Below are 23,032 nucleotides of genomic sequence, written 5' to 3' on the forward strand. Positions count from 1 at the left end.
GGACGGATCGGCTCAGCGGCGCCGGACGGATCGGCTCGGCGGCGCCGCTCCGCCTGACCCCGGTCCCGCCTCTTCCGAGGGGGACCGGGCCGGGCTGACTCAGCGGCCGGTGGGGTGGTTCAGAACCCAGAGGATCTGGCGCAGCGTCACCGGGTTCATCGAGCCGTGGGCCCGTTCGAAGGCGGCGTGCTTGCCCTCGACGTACCGGCCGTTGGAGTGCTTGCCCTTGGCGTACTGCTGCTTGGCCCAGCCCAGCGAGTACTGACCGTTGGAGTGCTTGGCGTTCGCCTGGAGCTGCTTGTTCACGTACTGCTCGAGGCGGATCGGCTCGGCCGGCGTCTCGGGCGGCAGCGCCGGCTTGGTGTCGTCAGCAGGCTTCGAGTCGTCAGCGGGCTTCGAGTCCTCGGCCGGCTTGGAGTCCCCAGCCGGCTTCGAGTCGTCGCCCGGCTGGTCCGTCGGCTTGGTGTCGGCCGAACCGCCGGTCTGGTCGCCCACACCGGTCTGCTCACCGGCCGGCTGGTCCTCCGGCTTGCTGTCGCCCTTGGAGTCGCCCGGCTGCGTCTCGCCGTCACCGGCGCCGGTCTCGCCACCCGGTGCACCGGTCTCGCCGCCGCCCTCGCTCGGCACGGTCGTCGGGTCGGAGCCCGGCGTCTCACCGGTCTGCCCGTTGTTGCCACCGCTGTCGGTCGGCTCGCCGGACGGCGGCGGGTTGGTCGGCTCGGTCGGCGGCGGGTCGCTCGGGGTGGTCGGCGGCGGCTCCGTCGGCTCGGTCGGCGGCGGGTCGCTCGGCGTGGTCGGCGGCGGGTCGCTCGGCTTGTCCGTCGGCTCGCCGGTCGGCTCGTCCACCGGAACGGTCGGCTTGTCGACCGGCTTCTCGTCGGTCGGCTCGGCCGGCGGGATCAGCGGGTCGCGGGTACCGGCCTTGATGTCGACCTTCGGCGGCTCGGGCCGGGCCAGCGGCGGCTTCGGCATCACCGTCTCGAGCTCGGTCAGCCCGAGCGCGAGCGGGTCGGTCAGCCGCTGCTCGGCCTTGCGGACCTCGTCCTCGCGCTGGTCCTTGATCTTCTGCTGGTAGTCCTTGGTGACCTTGACGATCTGGGACTTGTCCAGCAGCGGCGATCCGTCGAGCTTCTCCTGCGGGAAGCTGGTCTGCGGCCGCAGCTGCTCGACCACCTTCTCGACGATCTTCTCGTACGGCGCCAGCGGGTCACCGTTGACGGCCGCCGCGACTCCCGACACCGACAGCGCCGCCACCGCGGCGACACCGACGGCCAGACCGCGGGCGGCGATCTTGCGGGTGAACGGATCGGTGACCGGGTTCAGCGCCGCGCAGCGGGCCAGGAAGCCCGCCGCGTCGTCGATCGTCTCCACCGGGAGCTCGTCCTCGACCTCGACCGCGAGCCGGAGTTCGGCCAGCAGTTTCAGGGTCGGGTCGTGCTCGCCCGCCTCCCACGCGGACTCCCCACCGGCTGCGAGCAGGTCGAGCAGCGCGTCATCGGCTTCGATCGCGTCTAAATCAAAGCGCTCAGCCATGTCGCTCCTCCCCTGCTCCTCGCTCCAGCTTTGCCTCATGCCCCACAAACCCCCTGAGCGTGTTCAACGCCCGATGCTGTGCGACCCTCACCGCCCCCGGTGTCATCCCCAGTGCCCGGCCGGTCTCCTCGGCTGACATCCCCGCTACCACCCGGAGCCGCAGGATCTCCCGCAGTTTCTCCGGCAATCTTTCCAGCAGGCCCACGATGTGCTGGACCTCGGAGTGCCTGACCGCGTGCTCCTCCGGCGTCGGGGACTCGTCGGCCCCGTCCGGCAGGTCCGGCGTCGACAGGTCCGCGACCGCGAACGCGCGCTGGGCGTCGGCGACCTTGCGGGCCGCGATCCCGTACACGAACGCCTCGAACGGCCGGCCCTCGTCGCGGTACCGGCCGAGCGCGCCGAACACCGCCACGCAGACCTCCTGCGCGACGTCGTCGACCATGTCGGCCCCGCCCGGATAGGTCCACAGGCGGGAGCGCACGTAACGATGTGCGACCGCGCGCACCCTGGTGAGCAGGTCGTTCAGAGTCCCGGGATCCCCACCGGCCGCCAGCGCGGCCAGATCCCTGAGCTCGACCCGGTCGTGGGTGTGCGGCATTTGTACCTCGGTCACCCCTCGCCCCCTCGTATCGGACCGGTCAGCCTGCAAGATGCTACGGCCCGGACGCCCCGCTGCCTAGTGGCAATCTGTGATCACTGAGCATTTTTCACTACAACTTGTCACTACCCCCTGGTATCCACAGGGTGGCCGATCCGGGGGGCCGGGAAACGCCACTGCCCGGCAGGTCCGAGGACCGGCCGGGCAGTGGGCGTACTACGGGGTGGTGCGGAGGAATCAGTGACCGTGGCCGTGGCCGTGACCGGCCGCGGCGGGCTCTTCTTCCTCGGGCTTGTCGACGACCAGGGTCTCCGTGGTGAGGAGCAGGGCCGCGATCGAGCCGGCGTTGGCCAGCGCGGAACGGGTCACCTTGACCGGGTCGAGAACACCCTGCGCGAGCAGGTCGCCGTACTCACCGGTGGCGGCGTTGAAGCCGCTTCCGACCTCGAGCTCGGCCACCTTGGCGGTCACGACGTACCCCTCGTAACCACCGTTCTCGGCGATCCAGCGCAGCGGCTCGACCACCGACTTGCGAACGATCCGGACACCGGCGAGCTCGTCGCCCTCCAGGCCCAGGTTGTCCTCCAGCACCGAGGCGGCGTGGACGAGAGCGGAGCCGCCACCGGCGACGATGCCCTCCTCGATCGCCGCACGGGTCGCCGAGACGGCGTCCTCGATGCGGTGCTTCTTCTCCTTCAGCTCGACCTCGGTGGCCGCGCCGACCTTGATCACGCAGACGCCACCGGCCAGCTTGGCCAGCCGCTCCTGCAGCTTCTCGCGGTCCCAGTCGGAGTCGGTGCGCTCGATCTCGGCCTTGATCTGGTTGACCCGGGCCTCGATCTCGTCGGACTTGCCGGCGCCCTCGACAACGGTGGTGTTGTCCTTGCTCACGACGATCCGCCGCGCGGTGCCGAGCACCTCGAGGCCGACCTGGTCGAGCTTCAGCCCGACCTCGGGAGCGATCACCTGCGCGCCGGTCAGCGCGGCCAGGTCCTCCAGCATCGCCTTGCGGCGGTCACCGAAGCCCGGGGCCTTGACGGCCACGGAGGTGAAGTTGCCACGGATCTTGTTGACCACCAGGGTCGACAGGGCCTCGGCCTCGACGTCCTCGGCGATGATCAGCAGCGTCTTGCCCGACTGCACGACCTTCTCCAGCAGCGGGAGCAGGTCCGCGACGGCGGAGATCTTGTTCTGGCTGATCAGGATGTACGGGTCGTCCAGCACCGCTTCGCCGGCCTCGGCGTCGGTGATGAAGTACGGCGAGATGAAGCCCTTGTCGAACTGCATGCCCTCGGTGAACTCGAGCTCGGTGCCGAAGGTGTTCGACTCCTCGACGGTGATCACACCGTCCTTGCCGACCTTGTCGAAGGCGTCCGCGATCAGGCCGCCGATCTCGGCGTCCCGGGCGGAGATGGTGGCGACGTGGGCCATGTCGCCCTTGTCGTCGACCGGGCGGGCGGTCTCGATCAGACGGGCGGAGACGGCCTCGACGGCAGCCTCGATGCCCTTCTTGAGCCCCATCGGGTTGACCCCGGCAGCGACGGCCCGCAGGCCCTCGTGCACGAGCGCCTGGGCCAGCACCGTGGCGGTGGTGGTCCCGTCACCGGCGACGTCGTTCGTCTTGGTGGCGACCTCCTTGGCCAGCTGCGCGCCGAGGTTCTCGAACGGGTCGTCCAGCTCGACCTCACGGGCGACGGTGACACCGTCGTTGGTGATGGTCGGGGCGCCCCACTTCTTGTCCAGCACGACGTAGCGGCCCTTGGGCCCCAGCGTCACCTTCACCGTGTTCGCGAGCTTGTCGACGCCACGCTCCAGGGCGCGCCGCGCGTTCTCGTCGAACTCGAGGATCTTCGGCATGGAAAAACCAGTCCCTCTCTGAATTCTTGCGTTCAATGGCCCAGCCGGTTCTGGACCGACTCCGCCCCGGCGCCGGTGATCGGCACCGGGGCGGTGTCAGTCAGAAACTCTGAGCAGTCGTCACTTGCTGACGACGGCGAGGATGTCGCGGGCGCCCAGGATCAGGTAGTCCTGGCCGTCGTACTTGACCTCGGTGCCGCCGTACTTGGAGTAGATGACCTTGTCGCCGACGGCGACGTCCAGCGGGACGCGGTTGCCGTTGTCGTCGATGCGGCCGGGGCCGGTGGCGAGGACCTCGCCCTCCTGCGGCTTCTCCTTGGCGGTGTCCGGGATCACCAGGCCGGACTTCGTGGTCTGCTCGGCTTCGAGCGGCGCAACGAGGACGCGGTCCTCGAGCGGCTTGATCGTGACCGACACTTGCTGACCTCCACGGTCGAGTTCTTGATGGTTCACAGTGCGTCAGGACGGCCGTCCCGCCGCCTGCCGTCGCGGGGGTCAGGGGCCGGGGCCGCTGGCACCCTCCGAGGGAGAGTGCCAACACCGAATCTAGGCCGCGATTAGCACTCGGTCAACTCGAGTGCCAGAAATAACCCGTCGGCGAACATCACGAACCGGCCGGGCACTCAACCTCGAGCCGGCAACTGCAACCTCAAGTACGGCGACAACCCGTTCCGTGACCCGCGCTACGACACCGGCGACCCGGAGCTGGCCATCAAGACGCTGCAGCGGAACCTGAACTATTGCTACGGCTCCAAGCTCACCGTCGACGGCCGGTACGGCAGCAGGACCAAGGCGGCGGTCGCGGCGGTCCAGCGCCGGCACAAGATCACCGCGGACGGTGTCTACGGCCCGCAGACCCGGTCCGCGATGAACTGGCGGCTGTGGCACCCGAAGCTCGGGATCTGGAGCGACGGCTGCTACAGCCCGCTGTAACCCGTTCCGTACTTTCTGCGACCGAGGACTGGGCGTGGGCGGTTCGGCGTGGGACCGTTCTGAGTGGAGCGACCACCAGTTCGAGGAGCCCGGATGAAACTCTCCCTCGCGTTGAAGAAGCCGTCGGGCAAGGCGATGGTCGCGATCGCCGCGCTGGTGGTCAGTCCGATCGCCGTGGGAGTGGCTGCCGCTGGTGGCCACTCCGGCACGGACACCCCGCAGGGCGCGGGCGCACCGGCCGCCGCGACCGCACCCGAGCCGGCGCCTGGTGAGGTCGCCGGGCCGGCCGCCGACCTCGGCGTACGGGCTGCTGCTGCGGCGGCTGCGCTGGAGCAGTGCCGGAGCGCCCGGCTCGTCCCTGCCGGGAACGGGTGGGGCGTACCGGCTCCGTCGGTCTGGGAGAGCAGCAGCACCCGCTGCAACCTGAAGTACGGCGACGACCCGCAGCGCGGCAACGAGCGGTTCGGCGACCCGGACACCGCCATCCGCACGCTCCAGCGGAACCTGAACTACTGCTACGGCTCCAAGCTCACGGTCGACGGCGTGTACGGCAGCAACACCCGCGCGATCGTCAGGCAGGTGCAGAGGCGCCACAAGCTCGCAGCGGACGGCATCTACGGCCCGCAGACCCGTTCGGCGATGAACTGGCGGCTTTACCACTCGGCCAAGGGCATCTGGAGCAGCGGCTGCTACAGCTCGCTGTGAGTGCTCAGCGCAGAATGAGCGCGTGACACCCCACTCGATCACCACACTGCTCACCTCACCCGGGTCCGACGTACTGGCCGAGGCCTGTGCGTCCTTCACGCCCGGCGGCGAGCTACAGCTGGTCGAGAAGCTCCGCCGCCGGTACGACGCCGCGGTGGTCACCGCCGCGGTCACGCAGGCGTCGCTGCGGCACCGGGCGGTCGCCAAGTTCGGCGCGGACGACGCGGCCCGGATGTACTTCACCCCGGACGGGCTGGAGCAGTCCACGCGGACCGCGGTCGCCGCACACCGCTCGACCCGGATCGCATCAGCAGTGCCTGGCGCTTCGGTGATCGACCTGGGCTGTGGCATCGGTGGCGACCTCATCAGCGCGGCACGGGCCGGCCTGCGGGTCACCGGCGTCGAGCGCGACCCGGCAACGGCCGCAGCGGCTGCGGCCAACCTGGTTGCGCTGGGCCTGTCCGGTGAGGTGCTGCTGGGCGATGCGGAGGAGCAGGACCTGTCGCCGTACGAGGTGGTGTTCGCTGATCCGGCGCGGCGGGCGGACGGTCGACGGGTGTTCGACCACAACGCGTACTCGCCACCGTGGTCGTTCATCAGCTCGCTGCTGGAGGGCACGGCGTGCGTGAAGGTCGCACCGGGGATCCCGCACGACGCCGTACCGGAGGGGGTCGAGGCGGAGTGGGTGAGCGACGCCGGTGAGGTCAAAGAGGCTGCGCTGTGGTCCGGCAAGCTGCACGGCGGCGCTGCGCGGCGGGCGACGCTGTTGCCGAGTGGCGCTTCGGTTGCTGTCGCGCCAGAGGCTGAGGTGGGGCCGGTCGGCCGGTACATCTATGAGCCGGACGGCGCTGTGGTGCGAGCCGGGTTGGTGACGGCGGTCGCTGCGGAGGTGAACGGCTGGCTGCTGGACCCGCGGATCGCCTACGTGACCGGGCCGTTCCTGGTGGAGACGGCGCTGGCGTCGGCGTACGAGGTGATCGAAGCGCTGCCGTACAAGGAGAAGGCGCTGAAATCGTGGGTGCGGACCAACGACATCGGGACGCTGGAGATCAAGAAGCGTGGGGTCGAGGTGGATCCGGCGGTGCTGCGGAAGAAGCTCGCGCCGAAGGGTTCGCAGACGGCGACGCTGATCATCACGCGGATCGGGCGGGACGCTGTGGCGTACTCGTGCCGGCGTCCGGGCTGACTTGCACTCGCGGAGTATTCGAACATATACTCGAACACGAGAGCGGGCCCCTGGGAGCCTGCCGACGGGCGAGGTGCTGCGCTCGTTGCCGACGACTCCCGGGGGCCCGCCACTAACGTTCTAGTGGTCTTTGGCGGGCCAGGGGGAGTCGGCGGGGCGGAGCGCGTCGAAGCCTTCGCCGTGGAGTGCGGCCCAGGCGGCCAGCGAACCCATGACCAGGAGCGGGTTGTGCAGGTCGCCGGCCAGCGCCGCCTTCACGACGTCCTCGAGCGGCGCCCAGACCGTCTCCATGTCGGCTTCCTCGTGCAGCCGGTCGTACACCTCGTCGGCCGCCGAGAGCTCCCGCGCGAGGAAGATCCGCACCGCCTCGGTCGTCAGCCCCGGCGAGGTGAACGCGTCCACGAGGACCCGCCAGTCGCCGGCCTTGGTCGCGGCCTCCTCCCACAGCTCCCGCTCAGCGCCGAGCCGGTAAGCCTCACCCTGGACGTCGAGCAGCCCGGCGGGCGGCTCGAGCAGGCGGTAGCCGACCGGGTGCCGGTACTGGCGGACGAGCAGCATCCGGTGGTTCTCGTCGAGCGCCACCACACCGACCGCACCCGGGTGCACGACCACGTCCCGAGTGAACGCCTCACCACCCGCAGGCGGAACCACCTGGTCCCGCCGCACAGAAATCACCCGCCCGGTCGCATGCACGGTCTCGGAAGACCTCACGTCCCAAGAGGTCGGCACGTCAGCCAGCCCGCTGCCAAACCGAAGCTCAGGCGCCGAGACCGTCGCGCCCGCTCCAGCGGACTCCCCGGAGGAAACCTTCGCGGAGCCGAAGGGCGCGGAGGCCGCGCTTGCGGCGGGCGCGCTTGCGGCGGGCGCGCTTGCGGCGGGCGCGCTTGCGGCGGGCGCGCTTGCGGCGGGAGTGCTCTCCGCCGGAGCACCCGCCGCGGCGGATCCCGCGGCGGAGCTGCTCGCAGCCGGCGCGCCCTCGACAGGGCTGCTCGCGATTGGCGCGCCCTCGACAGGGCTGCTCGCGGTTGGCGCGCCCTCGACCGGAGCGCCCCCAGCGGGGGTGTTCGCCGAGGCGGAGCCCGCGGGGTCTACGCTCCCGGCGACCTCGTCGCCGGAGCCCGGCGGGACCGCCGTACCAGTGTCGGTCATCGGGCCTTGGCCTTGGTGGCGCCGGCCTTGACCGGCTCCTTGGTGGCGGGGACCTCCTCGACCGGCAGGCGGGACTCGCGCTGGCGGACCAGGGCCGCAGCGATCAGGCCGGAGAAGAGCGGGTGCGGCTTGGTCGGGCGCGATCGCAGTTCCGGGTGGGCCTGGGTGGCGACGAAGAACGGGTGCATTGCCTTGTCCAGCTCGATGAACTCGACCAGCTCGTTGTCCGGCGACAGCCCGGAGAACACCAGCCCGGCGTTCTCCAGCTTGTCCCGGTACGCGTTGTTGACCTCGTAGCGGTGCCGGTGCCGCTCCTGCACCGACGGAGCGCCGTACAGGTCGCGGACGATCGACCCGTCGGCCAGGTTCGCCGGGTAGAGGCCGAGGCGCATCGTGCCGCCGAGGTCGCCGGAGCCGGAGACGATGTGCTTCTGCTCCTCCATCGTCGCCACCACCGGCTGCGTGGCGTCCGGGTCGAACTCGCTGGAGTTCGCGTCGATCAGGCCGGCCAGGTCGCGGGCGACCTCGATCACCATGCACTGCAGGCCCAGGCACAGCCCGAGGATCGGGATCCCGGCCTCACGCGCAAAGCGGATCGCGCCGATCTTCCCCTCGATCCCGCGCACGCCGAACCCACCGGGGATGCAGATCGCGTCCACGTCGCCGAGCAGCTTCGCGGCCGCCTCGGGCGTGGCCGCCTCATCGGAGGCGACCCAGCGCAGGTTCACCTTGGCATCGTTGTCGAACCCACCCGCGCGCAATGCCTCGGCGACCGACAGGTACGCGTCCGGCAGGTCGATGTACTTGCCGACCAGCGCGACGGTGACCTGGTCCTTCGGGTGGTGCACGACCCGCAGCAGCTCGTCCCAGCGGGTCCAGTCGACGTCGCGGAACGGCAGGTTCAGCCGCCGTACGACGTACGCGTCGAGCGCCTCGGAGTGCAGCACCTTCGGGATGTCGTAGATGCTCGGCGAGTCGACGGCGGCCACCACGGCCTCCTCGTCGACGTCGCACATCAGCGAGATCTTGCGCTTGACCGCGTCCGGGATCGGCCGGTCGGCGCGGCAGACGATCGCGTCGGGCTGGATACCGATCGAGCGCAGCGCGGCGACCGAGTGCTGGGTCGGCTTGGTCTTCAGCTCACCGCTGGGTGCCATGTACGGCACCAGCGAGATGTGCAGGAAGAACACGTTGTCGCGGCCGACGTCGTGCCGCACCTGCCGGGCCGCCTCGAGGAACGGCAGCGACTCGATGTCGCCGACCGTGCCGCCGATCTCGTGCAGCACCACGTCGACGTCCGGGCCGGCCATCGCCAGCATCCGGTCCTTGATCTCGTTGGTGATGTGCGGGATCACCTGGACGGTGTCGCCCAGGTACTCGCCGCGGCGCTCCTTGGCGATCACCGAGCTGTAGATCTGCCCGGTGGTCACGTTGGCGACCTGCGACAGGTCGCGGTCGAGGAAGCGCTCGTAGTGCCCGATGTCCAGGTCGGTCTCGGCGCCGTCGTTGGTGACGAACACCTCGCCGTGCTGGAACGGGTTCATCGTGCCGGGATCCACGTTGAGGTACGGATCCAGCTTCTGCATGGTCACCCGGATGCCCCGTGCCGTCAGCAGACTGCCGAGGCTGGACGCTGTCAGCCCCTTGCCGAGACTGGAGGCCACGCCGCCGGTGACGAATACGTGCTTGGTCTGCTGGGAATTCGAAGCCCTGTCCACGGGCCTTCAGCCTACCTGCTGTCAAGCAGTGGTCGCGACGAGCCCCGCGTAGATGTCCAGAAGATTCTTCGCGACAGCGTCTTCGTCTGGCCATCCAGCGGCCAACTGAAGGCCCTCCGCCCGCCGTAACGCGGCCTCTTCGGGCTCGGAAAGAAGTTTCCGTACGCCGTCCGCGAGCCCGCGCGTGTCGCCCGGAAAAGCCAGGATCGCGCTGTCCCCGACCAGCTCCGGTACGCCGCCGACCGCGGTCGCCACCGCCGGTACGCCGACCTGCAGCGCCTCCTGCAGCACCAGCGCCCGCGCTTCCCAGTGCGAGGTGAGCAGGAAGACGTCGGCCGCGCCGAGCAGGTCGGCCACGTCGCTGCGGTGCCCGAGCAGGCGGACTGGCAGGCTCTCGGCGTCGATCCTGGCCTGCAGGTTCTCCCGCAGCGGACCGTCGCCGACCACCGCGAACACGACGCCCGGCTCGGTCTTCGCCACCTCGGCCGCTACGGACAGCAGCGTCGGGTAGTCCTTCTGCGGCGCCAGCCGGCCCACGGTGAGCACCAGCGGCGCGTCGCCGATCCCCAGCTCCTCACGAACGGCAGCGGACGGCGTATGGACCTCTGGCATGGCTGGAGCGGCGACGGGCGCGAGGCGCGCCTGGCGGGCTCCTAGGCGTCGGGCGAGCTCGACCAGGTCGTTGGACGCTCCCAGCGTCAAGTCGGCGCCACGGGCCACCAGACGCTGTCCCAGCCGCATCACGACGCCGCGAGGGCCTGGTGCGATCACCGCGTTGTGCCAGGTGACCACCAGCGGCCGCAGGTGGGACCTGTCGCGCAGGGCGGCCATGCCCGCCCGGTACCCGTGTGCGTGGACTACGTCGGAGCCACGCAGGCCCACTGCGGTAGCGACGACCGTGGCGTCGCCGAAGTCGAAGTGCTCGGCCGTGCCCGGCGGTGCGCAGACCACGACCTCGTGACCGGCAGCCAGGTAGCGCGGGACCAGTGAGGCGACGTGCTGACCGATCCCGCCCCGCGACTCCGCCAGCAGCAGGCCGATCCTCATTGCTTCTCCTCCACCACGGTTGGGACGCCCCGGCGCAGCAGCGCCCGGGCGTCCGGACGGTCGACCAGGATGGCGACCACGGCGTACACGATCACGACAGCCAGCCCGGACAGTACGGCGAACAGCAGCGCACTCCCCCAGCCTCCGTCACCAGCAGGCAGCGACACGGCCCAGCCTGCCGCGCCGGCCAGCGCAGCGCCAACCACAGCGGCGACGGTCGCCCGGGACAGCCCCTGCAGCACACCAGCTCCAGCAAGGCGCTGCAACACCACCAGCAGGACCACCGCGCCGGCGAGCATGCCCACGGACATGGCAGCGGCCAACGCCGGTACGGCGTCCCACTCCAGCGTCAGGACCAGTCCGGCGATCGCTACGAGCAGCCAGGCACCACCGGTCACCAGTGCGACCGAGCGACCCGAGTGCCGCGCGTACAGGATCCGCCCGGCGTGCATCAGCACCGCGAACCCGATGATCGCAGGAGCAAACGCCACCAGGCCGTTGGCCAGTGAGGACGCCTGGGCTTCCTGCACCCGCCCGTCGTCGTACGCGAAGATCCGGGCCACCGGGGTCGCCGTACCGACCAGCAGGGCGGCACCGGCTCCCCCAGCGAGCATGACGGCCCGCGTGGAGGTCGCGCTGAACAGGGCGAAGGATGCTTCGTCCTTGGACTCGAAGGCCGCGGCCAGGCGCGGGAAGACCGCTGTGGTGATCGGCACCGCCAGTACGGCGTACGGGAGCAGGTAGACCGCGTTGGCCCAGGTATAGACGGCGATGCTGCCCGGTACGCCGCGGTGGTTGGCCAGCCAGGTGGTGACGAGGAAGGCGAGCTGCTGCGCAACCAGTACGGCGAGGCCTGCCGCGGCCAGCTTCCGCAGGACCGGCCCGACCCCTGGGTCCAGCCTGAGCGTGGGACGGATCGGCAAGCGCAGCAGGAGCATCGGGACGAGCACAGTCAGCGCCAGCGCCAGTACGCCGGCGGTAGTGCCCCAGGCGAGCAGGTCGGCCGCGCCGCGCGACGCCTGGTCGGCAACGGGAGCTTCCACCGCGAAGACGAAGTAGGTCGCGACAACAACCAGGCTGGAGATCAGCGGAGCGAGCGCACCGGCCGCAAACCGCTTGTGGGACTGGAGAACAGCCGTCGCGACCACGGCGATCGCGTAGCCGAAGATCTGCGGCACGAAGATCACCAGCATGCGCGTGGCCGTCGCACCGGACCCGCCACACTCAGGACCGGCGTCCAGCATCGCCGACGTGTACTGCGACGCCAGAAGCCAAGCCAGCAAGGCAAACGGTGCCAGCAGCACCAGGGACCAGGTCAGCAGCGCGCCGATGATCCGGCCTTGGGCGGCCTTGTCGCCGCGAGCGACCGGGCCGGCCAGGACCGGGATGACAGCGCCAGCGAGTGCACCACCGACAACAACTTCGAAGAGGACGTTGGGGAGCTGGTTTGCCGTCGCATAGGCCTCAGCAAGACAACCGGCGCCGACGGTCTTGGAGAAGACCAGCCACCGACCGAAGCCGACCACGCGCGCGAGCACCGTGACACCCGCGACCAGCAGTGCGGCGCGAGCGATCCGGCTCCCGGCGCTCACCGGGATCGAGCCGGCGAGACCGACCTGTTCACCGGGGCCGTCGGCCCCACTGGTCGATCTTGTCGAGCGTCGGGTTGCCCGCGATCACCTTGGTGAAGCTGACCTTCTCGCTGGCCAGGTTGAGCGCGACGACCGCGCCAAGCGCCAGCACCTTCAGCGGCCGCGGCAGCGACGCCGCCAGCGCCGTACCGGTGATCGCGCCCAGGCCGTTCGCGCCGCAGTCGCCCAGCATCGACCGCTCACCGAGGTCCGACGGAGCCGAGGCAACGGCGGCACCGACCACGGCACCCGCGGGGCCGACGGCGACCGGCGCGCTCACCGCGGCCAGAGCCTTCAGCGCCCGTCCGGGACGCAGGTCGAGCAGGTTCGCGAGGTTCGCCGTCCCGGCGATCAAGGCGCCGTCGGCAACGATCTCCACGACCGCGCCGACGCCCTTCGTGCCGCGCGGCAACAACGCCGCAGCAGCGAGCCCGGCCGCACCGACGCCGAGGATCTTCACCGCGCCGCTGGTCACCTCGCCGCGCTTCAACGCCGACAGGTGCCCGCGAAACCCCTTGGTTTCCGTGGCTCCCGCGAGGTCGTCGTACGCGCCGACAGCACCCGACACCGATCCGGCCAGCAGCGCCGCCGCCTTGACCCGGCCGCTGCCGGACCCCGCCGCGACACCCACCAACGCACCCAGTACGGCGACCGGTCCCTCCAGCAGCGTGACCGTCTCGCCGCGGTGGTTCGTCCGCTCGAACGGCGCGCGCTGCTCCTTCGGCAACTTCGCCGCGGCACGCTCCAGCCCCGCGGTGGCCGCGGCCGCGACGACCGCTCCGAGCAGACCCATCAGTTCTCCTTCGCCTGCGCCGCGGTCGGCGCCACACCGTTCTTCGCGTCGACCCCGCCGTACTGGCCGGCCTTGCCGCCGGCCTGCTCGACCAGGGCGAAGACGACCGTGGCCTGGCCGCTCGGCATGTTCGCGACATCCACCGAGGAGACGATCTTGGTGGCGTCGTTGTCGCCGCGCAAGGCCTTCAGCATCCCGCCGTTCTGCGCGCTCTCCGGCATGCCCGCGACGACCGCGCCGGCGCTGCCCAGGTCGAGGCCCTCGACGAAGTCCACGGCGTCGGTGTACGACGAGTTGTCGGGCAGCGGCGTCGGCGGCTTCGCGGCGACCACGACGACCAGGTCGGCGCGGTCCTTCGGGGTGGGCTTGACCGAGAGGAGCTTGGAGTCCGACATCCCGCTGATGATCTTGGTCGACTCGGCGTCGACGGGCTTGTTCAGCTCCTTGGCCAGCACGCTGCGGGCCAGGATCTGGCCGGCCCGCTGGTAGGTGTTGCTGTCGGGCGCGAACGTGATGTCCGGCGTGACCAGCTCGTTCACCAGCGGCTCGATCAGCTGCCGCTGTCCCTGGTCGAACAGCTTGCTGTCCAGCGCGACCCGCGTGGTCACCTGGCCGCCGGCGCTCTCCAGCGAGTCCTCGACCGCGTTGGTCAGGTCGCCCTCGGCGCTGGGCATGGTGACGATCACGATCTTCCGGCCGGTCAGCTTGCCGTCGGTCAGCCCCGCCGTCACCTTCGCGACGTAGTCGTCGCGGTACTTGTCCAGCGACTTGGCCGCGATCGCGTCGGTCCGGGCCTGCTCCAGCGCCGTCCGGTCCCGTTCGGCCTGGTCGGCGACGACCTGGGACGCGGTGCCCTTGAGTGGTCCGGCACCGAGCACCACGCCGGCTCCGAGGGCGAAGAAGATCGCCACGATCGAGACGATGTGGTAGCGAAAGTCGATCACGTGAACAGCTCCCGGATGTGGAAGTAGATTTCGTTCCAGCGCGCCCGCAGGATCGACCACAGGATGTCGTCGGCCCCGATGGCGACCATCGCCACCCCGAGCGCGAACAGCCCCGACACGATCAGCGCGACCATCTGGAAGGTGGAGACGCGACTGCGGTAGAGCCGGCCGACACCCTTGGCGTCCACCAGCTTGGCACCGACCCGCAACCGGGTGATGAACGTGCTGGCCATCCCGGCGCGTCCCTTGTCCAGGAACTCGATCAGTGAGTTGTGGGTCCCGACCGCGACGATCAGCGACGCGCCCTTGGAGTCGGCCAGCAGCATCGCGACGTCCTCGCTGGTCCCGGCCGCGGGGAACTCGATCGAGTCCACCCCGAGCCGCTCCAGCCGCTCCGAGCCCGGCGCGCGGCCGTCCCGGTAGGCGTGCACGACCACTTCGGCCCCGCACTTCAGCGTCTCGTCCTTGACCGAGTCCATGTCACCGACGATCAGGTCGGGGACGTAGCCGTTCTCGACCAGGGCGTCGGCGCCGCCGTCGACCCCGATCAGGACCGGGCGGTACTCGCGGATGTAGGGCCGCAGCGCGACCAGGTCCTCGCGGTAGTCGTACCCCCGGACGACGATCAGCACGTGCTTGCCGTCCATTGCGGTGTGCACGGCCGGTACGCCGACGCCGTCGAGCAGCAGGTCCCGCTCGCGCCGCAGGTACTCCAGCGTGTTCGCGGTGAACGCCTCGAGCTGGGTCGACAGGCCCGCGCGCGCGTCGTCCATCAGCTGCGCGACGGTCTGGCTGTCCTGGACGACGCCCTTGGCGACCACTTCCTCGCCGCGGTACAGCTCGCCCTCGTGCAGGCGGACCCGTTCGCCCTCGTGCAGCACCGAGAAGACCTCGCGGCCGATCCCGTCGACCAGCGGGATACCCGCCTCGACGAGGATCTCCGGGCCCAGGTTCGGGTAGCGGCCGCTGATCGAGTCGGCGACGTTCACCACCGCGGCGACCTGGCAGTCGACCAGCGCCTCGGCGCTGACCCGGTCCAGGTCGACATGGTCGATGACGGCGATCTCACCCGGCTTCAGCCGTTTGGTGAGATTCTTGGTACGGCGGTCCAGCCGAACCACTCCGGCGATCCCGGGCAGCTCAGTGGGGCGTGCTCTTCGCAGACTGGGCAGTTTCATCGCGCTCTCATCCTGCCATGTCAAGAGCCCCCTCCCGACCTTTTGACGGCCGGAGCGGAGCATTCATCGACATCTACCCAGGTGACACAGCGTCAAATCATTCCTTTGAAGGAACGCTCAGCGCTTCTTCTTCCGCGGTTTGGTACGACGCTCCGCAGCCAGCGCGAGCAGCTCCTCGGCGTGCGCCTGGGCCGCGTCGGAGTTCTCCAGGCCGGCCATCATCCGCGACAGCTCCTTCAGCCGGGCGTCGTCGTCGAGGGCGACCAGACCGCTGGTGGTGACCGACCCGTCGTCACTCTTCAGGACGACGGCGTGACGGTCCGCGAACGCGGCCACCTGCGGCAGGTGGGTGACCACGATCACCTGCGCCTTCTCCGCCAGCCGGGCCAGCCGCTTGCCGACCTCGACCGCGGCCCGGCCACCGATCCCGGCGTCGATCTCGTCGAACACCAGCGTCGGCACCGGGTGGGTGTCGGACAGGATCACCTCGAGCGCCAGCATCACGCGCGACAGCTCACCGCCCGACGCCGCCTTCTGCAGCGGGCGGGCCGGGCTGCCCGGGTTCGCCGCGAAGCAGAACTCGATCTCGTCCGCGCCGTACGGGCCTGGTGTCGTCTCGTGCACCTCGACGGTCAGCGTCGCGTGCGGCATCGCCAGGCCGCTCAGCTCCTCCGACACTGCGACCCCGAGCCGCGCGGCCGCTTCCCGGCGGGCCGCACCGATCGTGCCGCCCAGCTCGGTCAGCTGGGCCTGCAGCTCGCCGCGCTCGGCGGTCAGCTGCTCGACCCGCTCGTCGCTGCCGTCCAGCTCGATCAGGCGCTCGGCGGACCGCTTGGTCCACTCGATCACCTCGTCGACGGTGCCTTCGGCATCGCCGTACTTGCGCACCAGACCGGTCAGCAGGCTGCGCCGCTCACTGACGACCGCCAGCCGCGCCGGGTCGGTGTCGACGTCCGCGACGTACGACGAAAGTTCGCCGGCCAGATCCGCGGCCAGGTAGCCCAGCTCACCGGCCCGGTCAGCCAGCTCGGCCAGCTTCGGGTCGTGCTCGCGCTCGCCGTCGAGCACCTGCTTGGCCAGCGACAGCAGGCCCAGTACGTCGCCCGGCCGGGTCGCGTCCAGGTCCTCCGACGCGAGCGCCTCACCCGCTGTGGTCGCCGCGGTCCGCAGGCCGTCGGCGTACGCGAGCCTGCCCTCCTCCGCGGCCAGCTCCACGTCCTCACCGGCCAGCGGCTCCGCCTTGGCGATCTCGTCCAGCCCGAAGCGCAGCAGGTCGGCCTCGGCCAGCCGGTCGCGCTGCCGGGTCGTCAGCTCGGTCAGCTCGGCCTCGACCTCCCGGTGCCGCCGGTACGCCGTCGCGTACTCACCGAGCGGAGCCAGCACCGGCTTGCCCGCGAAGGTGTCCAGCGTCTCGCGCTGCCGGGCCGGCTGGAGCAGCCGCCACTGGTCGGCCTGGCCGTGGATCGCGACCAGGTCACCGGAGACCTCCGCGAGCACTGAGACCGGCACCGACGCCCCACCGAGGAACGCCCGGGAACGACCCTCCGACGACAGCTCCCGCGCGATCAGCAGCTCGTCGTCGTCCAGCTCGCCGCCCCGGTCCTCGGCCTGCTGCACGATCGAGCGCGGCACCTTGCTCGCCCGCCCCTCGACCCGCGCCCGCCGGACGCCGTGCCGGACCAGACCGCTGTCGGCGCGGCCGCCGAGCAGCATGTTCACCCCGGTCACGACCATCGTCTTGCCCGCGCCGGTCTCGCCGGTGACCGCGGTGAACCCCGGATCGAGCTCCAGCGTGGCGTCCTCGATCACGCCGAGCCCGGTGATGCGGATCTCCGAGAGCATGTCAGTGTCCTGTCAGCGGTGGTGGTTGCACGATAACGGTGTCCAGGTGCGTGCATCGCAAGGCGGGCGAGCGCCCTCGATGCGGGGTTCATCGTGGGCGTTCGCCCAACGCCGCGAGGTGCGTGCCTGGGCGCCGTTAGCGTGTGACCAACATCGCTGACAGGACACTTCAGGTCTCCTCTTGTGCACTTCTTTTGCGGCGGTGTTCGGCGGCGCCGCGCCAGCCCAGCACCGGGAGGTCGAACTTGGCGACCAGCCGGTCGGTGAACGGCGCCTCGTGCGCCCGGGCCAGCCGGACCGGGGTCTTGCCGCGACGGACCTGGATCCGGGCACCCGGCGGCACCTCGACCATCCGCCGGCCGTCGCACCACAGCACCCCGCGACCGTGCCAGGCCGCGACCAGCTCGACCATCAGCTGCGAGTTCGGCGCGACGACGATCGGGCGGGAGAACAGCGCGTGCGCGCTCAGCGGGACCAGCAGGATCGCCTCGACGTCCGGCCAGACGATCGGCCCACCGGCGGAGAACGCGTACGCCGTACTGCCGGTCGGAGTGGCCAGCACGACGCCGTCGCAGCCCCAGCGGGACAACGGGCGGCCGTCGACCTCGACCAGCACCTCGAGCATCTTCTCGCGGGCGGCCTTCTCGACGCTCGCCTCGTTCAGCGCCCAGGTGTCGAAGATCAGGTCGTCACCGACGTACACGTCGACGGCGAGCGTCATCCGCTCCTCGACCGTGTAGCTGCGGTCGACCACGACCTCGACGATCCGGTCCAGGTCCTCCACCTCGGCCTCGGCCAGGAAGCCGACGTGACCCAGGTTGACGCCGAGCACCGGCGTACCGTGCGGGCGGGCCAGCTCGGCGCCGCGCAGGATCGAGCCGTCGCCGCCGAGCACGATAATCAGCTCGACGCCCTGGGCCGCCTGGTCGGTGTCGTCGGCGATCTCGACCGGGTGCAGGTCGAGCTCCGCGGCCTCCGCGCCGACCAGCCGGACGACGATGCCGGCCGCGGTCAGCAGCCGGTGCGTCTGCCGGGCGACCTCGACGGCCTGGTCGCGGCCGGTGTGCGTGACCAGCAGGACGCGCCGCGGCTCGATGACGACCGGCTCAACCACGCGGACCTGCCTCTCTGCTCACGGCGACACTCACTGCGGACCGTTCTGAACGGCTTCCAGGAGCATCGTCTCATCGAGCGGCGGCGCGGAACGCCGTATCCACAGGAAGTACTCGACATTTCCGGACGGACCGGGCAGCGGGCTGGCCGCGACACCTTGCACGCCCCAGCCCAGCTCGGCCGCCTTCGCCGCGACTCCACGGACGGAGCCGGCGCGCAGCTCGGGGTCGCGGACGACACCGCCCTTGCCGAGGCGTTCCTTGCCGACCTCGAACTGCGGCTTCACCATCAGCACCAGGTCGCCGTCCTCCTTGACCACGCCGAGCAGCGCCGGCATCACCAGGGTGAGCGAGATGAAGCTGAGGTCGCTGACCACCAGATCGACCGGGTCGCCGCCGATCGCCTCGAGAGTGAGCGTACGGACGTTGGTCCGGTCCATCACCGTCACGCGGTCGTCGGTCTGCAGCGCCCAGACGAGCTGGCCGTAGCCGACGTCGACGGCGATCACGCTCTCGGCGTCGTTGCGCAGCAGTACGTCGGTGAAGCCGCCGGTCGACGCGCCCGCGTCGAGGGCGCGACGGCCTTTGACCTGGACGCCGCTGAAGGCTTCCAGGGCGCCGATCAGCTTGTGCGCGCCGCGGCTCGCATAGCCCGGGTCGTCGGTCTCGGACGTGTCGACGAGAATCGCCGCGTCGGCGCCCACGCCGGTGGCGGGCTTGGTCGCGACGGTGCCCGCGACCTTCACCTTCCCGGCCGCGACCAGCTCACTCGCATGCTCGCGCGACCGAGCCAGCCCACGCCGTACCAGCTCCGCATCGAGCCGAGACCGCTTGACGCCTCCCTTGGCCACGACTCCGGTCAGCCCCGGTCGCCCGGTTCGGCGTCCGCCTCCACCAACGCCGCCTGCAACCGCTCGTGCAGCTCGGCGTACACCTCCGCATGCTCGCCCACCGGCAGCTCCCGCAACCCGTCGAGCCGCTCCATCGTCTCCTCGACCAACGGATGCACGCCGTCGTCGTCGGCTTCGTACGAACGCTCCGCAGGCGCCGGGCTGACCTCGCTCCGCGCCTCTTCGTACGCAGTCTGCTGCTGGACGACGGGAGCCGCAGGCCGCGGCGCAGAGGCCGGCGGTTGAGCCGACCCAGTGATCGGAGTGCCGTCAGCAGACACCTGCTGAAAGCCCTCAACCACAGGAGGCGCCGGGCGAGGCGCCTGCGGCTGAGCAGGCGCCGCCACCGGCGTGCCATCTGCCGACACCTGCTGGAAACCCTCCACCACAGGCGGCGCAGGGCGCGGCATTCCCATCGGAGGACCAGGCCTCGGCGTGTACGCCGCAGGTGGTGCCGGCGTAGGAGCAGCTGCCTGCTCCGGCTGGGACTTGGCGGCTTCTTCAGCCTCCAGCTCAGCCATCAACTCTGCTTCTGCCCGGCGTTCGGCCTCTTCGGCCTCCAGCTCCGCCTGGAACTCGGCTTCCGCCAAGCGCTCGGCCTCCGCGCGCGCGGACTCCTCCAGCGAGGCCGCGAAGGTCTGCTCGGTGTCCTCGGGCTCCGGCTCGGTGTCGTAGTCGGGCACCGGGCGCTCCGAGGGCTCGGGGTCGAACCCGGGCTCGACGTCCGGGTCGAACGCGGGCGGCACCTGCTCGCCGGGGTGTTCGGTCACGTCACGCCTTCTTCGCCGAAGCCTTCTTGGCCGTCTTCTTCGCGACCGTCTTCTTCGCGACCGTCTTCTTCGCGACCGTCTTCTTCGCGACCGTCTTCTTCGCGGCAGCCTTCTTGGCCGGCGCCTTCTTCACCGCCGGTGCCTTGCTCGACTTCGCAGGCGCGAGCGGGTCGCCAGCAGCAGCCGGCCGCGCGGCAGCGGCGGCGGTCGTCGAAGCAGCGGCAGCCGCCGCGCGCGTCTCGACCAGTTCCTTCTCGAGCTTGTCCACCCGCCGGCTCAGTACGCCGACCTCCTCCTGACGCACGAACCCGAGCCGCGACACCGCGCCCTCGACCTCGTTCGCCACGATCGCCTGCAGCAGCTGCCGGTTGCTCTTGCTGGTGGCAACGATCTCGTCGGCCAGGTCGGTGACCTTGGTGGTCAGCCCGGACGTCAGCGCGTCGGCCCCCGTCTGCTGCAGCAGCGCTCTCGCCGCCTGCTGGGCCCGCTGCCGCGTCACCTCGGTCAGCCCGTTCGCCAGCTGTACGTAACCGCGCAGTGCGTCCATCACCATGTCTGCCTCCTCGCGTCGTCCCCGCCACGGTATCGCGCCGCCCGCCGTACACCACCCCGGACGCCCTCCGCCACCCCGAACACCCCTCCGGAGAACGATTCCCCCACGGAGAAACACGAGCCGCCGCCCGAACACCGCATTCCCCACCGCCAAGGCAACAAGTAGTGCGCGCAATCCACACCGGCGGCTCTCCCGGCCTCCCCCGTGCCAAGCCTCGAACCCAAATCCTCCGCACCTAGCCGCCCACGGCACCCCCGCGGCGGCCCCCGCACGAACCTCTCCCCCTTCACACCCGGCGAAGGACTACTTGTCCAGCCCCACCCGGTGCAGCGCGGCGTCGATCGCGATCGAGCCCAGCGCCGGCCCCGGCTTCGGCAGTGGCCGCCGGCCCCGCCCGACCGCCTTCGCGGCCGGCTTGGCCTTCGGAGCGGGCTCGTCGGTCGCCGTCCAGACCGCCGACAGGATCGCCCGCAGCCCGTCGTACGGCTCGCCCTCGCCCTTGATCGCGACGGCACCGCTGACGACCTCGGCCGTCCACCCACCGCACGTGTGCCTCGCGCCGTCGACCTTCACGCCCGGCTGTTTCTGCGCCAGCGCGCTCAGATCAGGCGCGACGTACGTCGGCCGCTGCTCCTTCGGCGCCCGCGCCAGGTCGTGCGCGTCGTGCACCCCGGTGGCCACCCACAAGCTCGCGATCCCCACCGCGTGCGCCCCGGCGATGTCGGAGTCGAGCCGGTCCCCGATCATCAACGGCTTCTTCGCCTTCAACCGCTCGATGCTCGTCTCCAGCAACGGCGGCTCAGGCTTGCCCGCCACCACCGGATCGACCTCCACCGCGGCGCGAATGGCCTGGACCAGCGTCCCGTTCCCCGGCGCCATCCCACCCGCCGTCGGGATCGTCAGGTCGAGATTCGTCGCGTACCACTTCGCGCCCTCGTTGATCGCGTGCGCGCCGTCGGCGAGCATCACCCAGCTCACGTCCGGGTGGAACCCCTGCGCGACCGCCACCGGCCGCGCGTCGCTGGACCGGACGGGCAACAGCTCGTACTCCTCCAGCGCCGACGTCAGCCCCTCGCCACCGACCACGAGCACCGGAGACCCCTTCGGGAACTCCTCCGCGATCAGCTTCGCCGCCGCCTGCGCCGACGTGACCACGTCCTCCGCGATCACCTCCAGCCCGAACGACGCGAGGTGCTCGGCGACCACCGAGGCCGGCCGGCTCGCGTTGTTGGTGATGTACCCGATCCGCAGCCCTTCCTTGGCGGCCTTGCGGAGGTTCTCCGGCGCGTCCGGGACCGGGTCCGGTCCGACGTAGACGACCCCGTCGAGATCCAGCAGCGCCACGTCGTACCGACTGGCGAGCGGTTCGTCACAAGCGGACAGTGGTGCGGGTGATTCGCGCTTGTCAGTCATCGGTCCCCCCGTACGATGCCGCCCATGCCTGATGCCGCCTTGCGCCTCGATCCGTTGCGGGCCTGGCGGTTCGTCGCGGGCAAGGTGAGTGCGCTGGGAGCGGTCACGTCGCCGCCGTACGACGTGCTGGAACCGGCGCTGGTCCGGCGGCTGACTGACTCTGATCTGCACAACATGGTGAGGCTCATCCTTCCACGCGACCCCGACCTCGGTTCCAGCCGGTACGACGAGCCGGCCCGCCGCCTGATCGACTGGCAGCGCGCCGGGGTCGTCATCCAGGACAGCAGGCCCGCCCTCTACGTCTACGAGCAGCAGTTCCGGGGTGCCGTGCTCTGCGGACTGGTCGGCGCGCTCGTCCTCGATCCGGAGCGCCGGGTGGTGCTCCCGCACGAGGACGTGATGCCGCAGTGGGTCGACGACCGGTTCGAGCTGATGACCGCGACCGACGCGGACCTGGAGCCGATCCTGCTCGCGTACGGCGGTGGTGGCGCGGCCAGCGACGCCGTCGACGCGGCCCGCTCGGGCCCTCCGTGGCTGGTGGCCGACACCGAGAACGGCGCGCACCACCGGATCTGGCGGATCGACGACCCCGAGCAGCTCGCGATGATCGCCGCCGAGCTGGCCCGGCACGAGGCACTGATCGCCGACGGCCACCACCGGTACGCGGCGTACCTGGAGCGGGCCCGCCGCGAGCCGGACCGCCCGGGCTCCGCAGTAGGTCTGGCCATGCTCGTCGACAACGACAGGCACCCGCTGACCCTCGACCCGATCCACCGGCTCGTGCCAGGCCTGTCGCTGGACACAGTGGCCCGCCGTACGCCGGACAGCTGGGAGGTGCTCCCCGGACGGGTCGACGGCGTACCGGACCGGGTGGCTGTCTCCGACGGGACCTCCTGGGTCACGCTGCGTTCTACTGCCCACCGGATCGAGCCGACGGTGTCCCTGCTGCACAAGGAGCTGCTGCCTGCGTGGGGCGCACCGGTGGACGACGTGACCTTCCACCACGCTTTGGCTGATGCACTGGCACTAGCTGGGCCTTCGCAGGCCGCGGTAGAACTCGTAGCTCCCCGGCTGGACCAGGTGCTGCAGTCCGCCGTCCGCGGGATCGTGCTGCCGCAGAAGGCCACATCCTTCGGCCCGAAGCCGCGGGTCGGACTGCTGTTCCGCACTCTCGACTAGA

Annotated in this window: 21 protein-coding genes; 4 read left to right on the top strand and 17 right to left on the bottom strand. The window is 70.7% G+C overall.

Going from position 1 to position 23,032, the window contains the following annotated elements:
• Positions 1–99: 99 nt before the first annotated feature.
• The 4 genes from HDA39_RS23725 to groES all read right to left on the bottom strand — a co-directional run bounded on the left by HDA39_RS23725 (position 100) and on the right by groES (position 4,405).
• Positions 100–1,533 (bottom strand): hypothetical protein, encoded by a 1,434-nt coding sequence (locus tag HDA39_RS23725; RefSeq protein WP_184798546.1) that lies wholly within the window; start codon positions 1,531–1,533, stop codon positions 100–102.
• On the bottom strand, positions 1,526–2,146 hold the full coding sequence (gene shbA, locus HDA39_RS23730; RefSeq protein WP_337925866.1) for an RNA polymerase sigma factor ShbA: 621 nt from the start codon (positions 2,144–2,146) through the stop codon (positions 1,526–1,528). Before shbA ends, HDA39_RS23725 begins: the two co-directional genes overlap by 8 nt.
• Positions 2,147–2,368: 222 nt before the next feature.
• The gene (gene groL, locus HDA39_RS23735; protein WP_184798548.1) at positions 2,369–3,988 is read right to left on the bottom strand and encodes a chaperonin GroEL; all 1,620 of its coding nucleotides are present in this window, start codon (positions 3,986–3,988) and stop codon (positions 2,369–2,371) included.
• Positions 3,989–4,108: 120 nt separating this feature from the next.
• On the bottom strand, positions 4,109–4,405 hold the full coding sequence (gene groES, locus HDA39_RS23740; RefSeq protein ID WP_184798551.1) for a co-chaperone GroES: 297 nt from the start codon (positions 4,403–4,405) through the stop codon (positions 4,109–4,111).
• A gap of 303 nt (positions 4,406–4,708) precedes the next feature.
• On the opposite strand from groES, the gene HDA39_RS23745 reads away from it, so the two are divergent.
• The 3 genes from HDA39_RS23745 (at position 4,709) to HDA39_RS23755 (ending at position 6,812) form a co-directional block, all read left to right on the top strand.
• Positions 4,709–4,921: a peptidoglycan-binding domain-containing protein gene (locus HDA39_RS23745; RefSeq protein ID WP_273482844.1), complete on the top strand. Its 213-nt coding sequence runs from the start codon at positions 4,709–4,711 to the stop codon at positions 4,919–4,921.
• A 93-nt stretch (positions 4,922–5,014) separates the two neighbouring features.
• Positions 5,015–5,626, top strand: coding sequence for a peptidoglycan-binding domain-containing protein (locus HDA39_RS23750; protein WP_184798553.1), 612 nt, complete (start codon positions 5,015–5,017; stop codon positions 5,624–5,626).
• Between the two features lie 22 nt (positions 5,627–5,648).
• Positions 5,649–6,812 carry a class I SAM-dependent methyltransferase gene (locus HDA39_RS23755; RefSeq protein ID WP_184798555.1) on the top strand — a complete coding sequence of 388 codons (1,164 nt, stop codon included), beginning with the start codon at positions 5,649–5,651 and terminating at the stop codon, positions 6,810–6,812.
• A 120-nt stretch (positions 6,813–6,932) separates the two neighbouring features.
• Here HDA39_RS23755 and HDA39_RS23760 read toward each other — a convergent pair whose 3' ends face one another.
• The 13 genes from HDA39_RS23760 to HDA39_RS23820 all read right to left on the bottom strand — a co-directional run bounded on the left by HDA39_RS23760 (position 6,933) and on the right by HDA39_RS23820 (position 21,852).
• On the bottom strand, positions 6,933–7,523 hold the full coding sequence (locus tag HDA39_RS23760; protein ID WP_337925867.1) for an NUDIX hydrolase: 591 nt from the start codon (positions 7,521–7,523) through the stop codon (positions 6,933–6,935).
• Between the two features lie 434 nt (positions 7,524–7,957).
• Entirely contained in the window at positions 7,958–9,679 is a 1,722-nt protein-coding gene (locus HDA39_RS23765) for a CTP synthase (RefSeq protein WP_184798557.1), read from the bottom strand.
• Between the two features lie 21 nt (positions 9,680–9,700).
• Positions 9,701–10,726: a glycosyltransferase family 4 protein gene (locus HDA39_RS23770; RefSeq protein WP_184798559.1), complete on the bottom strand. Its 1,026-nt coding sequence runs from the start codon at positions 10,724–10,726 to the stop codon at positions 9,701–9,703.
• Positions 10,723–12,318: a lipid II flippase MurJ gene (gene murJ / locus HDA39_RS23775; RefSeq protein ID WP_184798561.1), complete on the bottom strand. Its 1,596-nt coding sequence runs from the start codon at positions 12,316–12,318 to the stop codon at positions 10,723–10,725. The genes HDA39_RS23770 and murJ overlap by 4 nt, the downstream gene beginning before the upstream one ends.
• Positions 12,319–12,346: 28 nt before the next feature.
• Positions 12,347–13,150, bottom strand: a complete 804-nt coding sequence (locus HDA39_RS23780; protein ID WP_184798563.1) for a hypothetical protein — start codon at positions 13,148–13,150, stop codon at positions 12,347–12,349.
• The gene (locus HDA39_RS23785) at positions 13,150–14,094 is read right to left on the bottom strand and encodes a copper transporter (protein ID WP_184798565.1); all 945 of its coding nucleotides are present in this window, start codon (positions 14,092–14,094) and stop codon (positions 13,150–13,152) included. The genes HDA39_RS23780 and HDA39_RS23785 overlap by 1 nt, the downstream gene beginning before the upstream one ends.
• Entirely contained in the window at positions 14,091–15,272 is a 1,182-nt protein-coding gene (gene steA, locus HDA39_RS23790) for a putative cytokinetic ring protein SteA (protein ID WP_184798567.1), read from the bottom strand. Before steA ends, HDA39_RS23785 begins: the two co-directional genes overlap by 4 nt.
• 117 nt (positions 15,273–15,389) lie before the next feature.
• Entirely contained in the window at positions 15,390–17,114 is a 1,725-nt protein-coding gene (gene recN / locus HDA39_RS23795; protein WP_184798569.1) for a DNA repair protein RecN, read from the bottom strand.
• Between the two features lie 169 nt (positions 17,115–17,283).
• Positions 17,284–18,228, bottom strand: a complete 945-nt coding sequence (locus HDA39_RS23800) for an NAD kinase (protein ID WP_184798570.1) — start codon at positions 18,226–18,228, stop codon at positions 17,284–17,286.
• A gap of 30 nt (positions 18,229–18,258) precedes the next feature.
• Positions 18,259–19,077 carry a TlyA family rRNA (cytidine-2'-O)-methyltransferase gene (locus HDA39_RS23805; RefSeq protein ID WP_184798572.1) on the bottom strand — a complete coding sequence of 273 codons (819 nt, stop codon included), beginning with the start codon at positions 19,075–19,077 and terminating at the stop codon, positions 18,259–18,261.
• Positions 19,078–19,085: 8 nt separating this feature from the next.
• Positions 19,086–19,886: a hypothetical protein gene (locus tag HDA39_RS23810; RefSeq protein WP_184798574.1), complete on the bottom strand. Its 801-nt coding sequence runs from the start codon at positions 19,884–19,886 to the stop codon at positions 19,086–19,088.
• 1 nt (position 19,887) lies between these two features.
• Complete coding sequence (locus HDA39_RS23815; protein WP_184798576.1) at positions 19,888–20,439, bottom strand: phasin family protein; 552 nt, start codon at positions 20,437–20,439, stop codon at positions 19,888–19,890.
• A gap of 303 nt (positions 20,440–20,742) precedes the next feature.
• Positions 20,743–21,852: an HAD-IIA family hydrolase gene (locus HDA39_RS23820; RefSeq protein WP_184798578.1), complete on the bottom strand. Its 1,110-nt coding sequence runs from the start codon at positions 21,850–21,852 to the stop codon at positions 20,743–20,745.
• Positions 21,853–21,876: 24 nt separating this feature from the next.
• Between HDA39_RS23820 and HDA39_RS23825 the strand changes: the two genes are divergently transcribed.
• Positions 21,877–23,031, top strand: a complete 1,155-nt coding sequence (locus HDA39_RS23825) for a DUF1015 domain-containing protein (RefSeq protein ID WP_184798580.1) — start codon at positions 21,877–21,879, stop codon at positions 23,029–23,031.
• The last annotated feature ends 1 nt before the right edge of the window (position 23,032 follow it).

Source organism: Kribbella italica (assembly GCF_014205135.1).
GTDB classification, from domain to species: Bacteria; Actinomycetota; Actinomycetes; order Propionibacteriales; family Kribbellaceae; genus Kribbella; species Kribbella italica.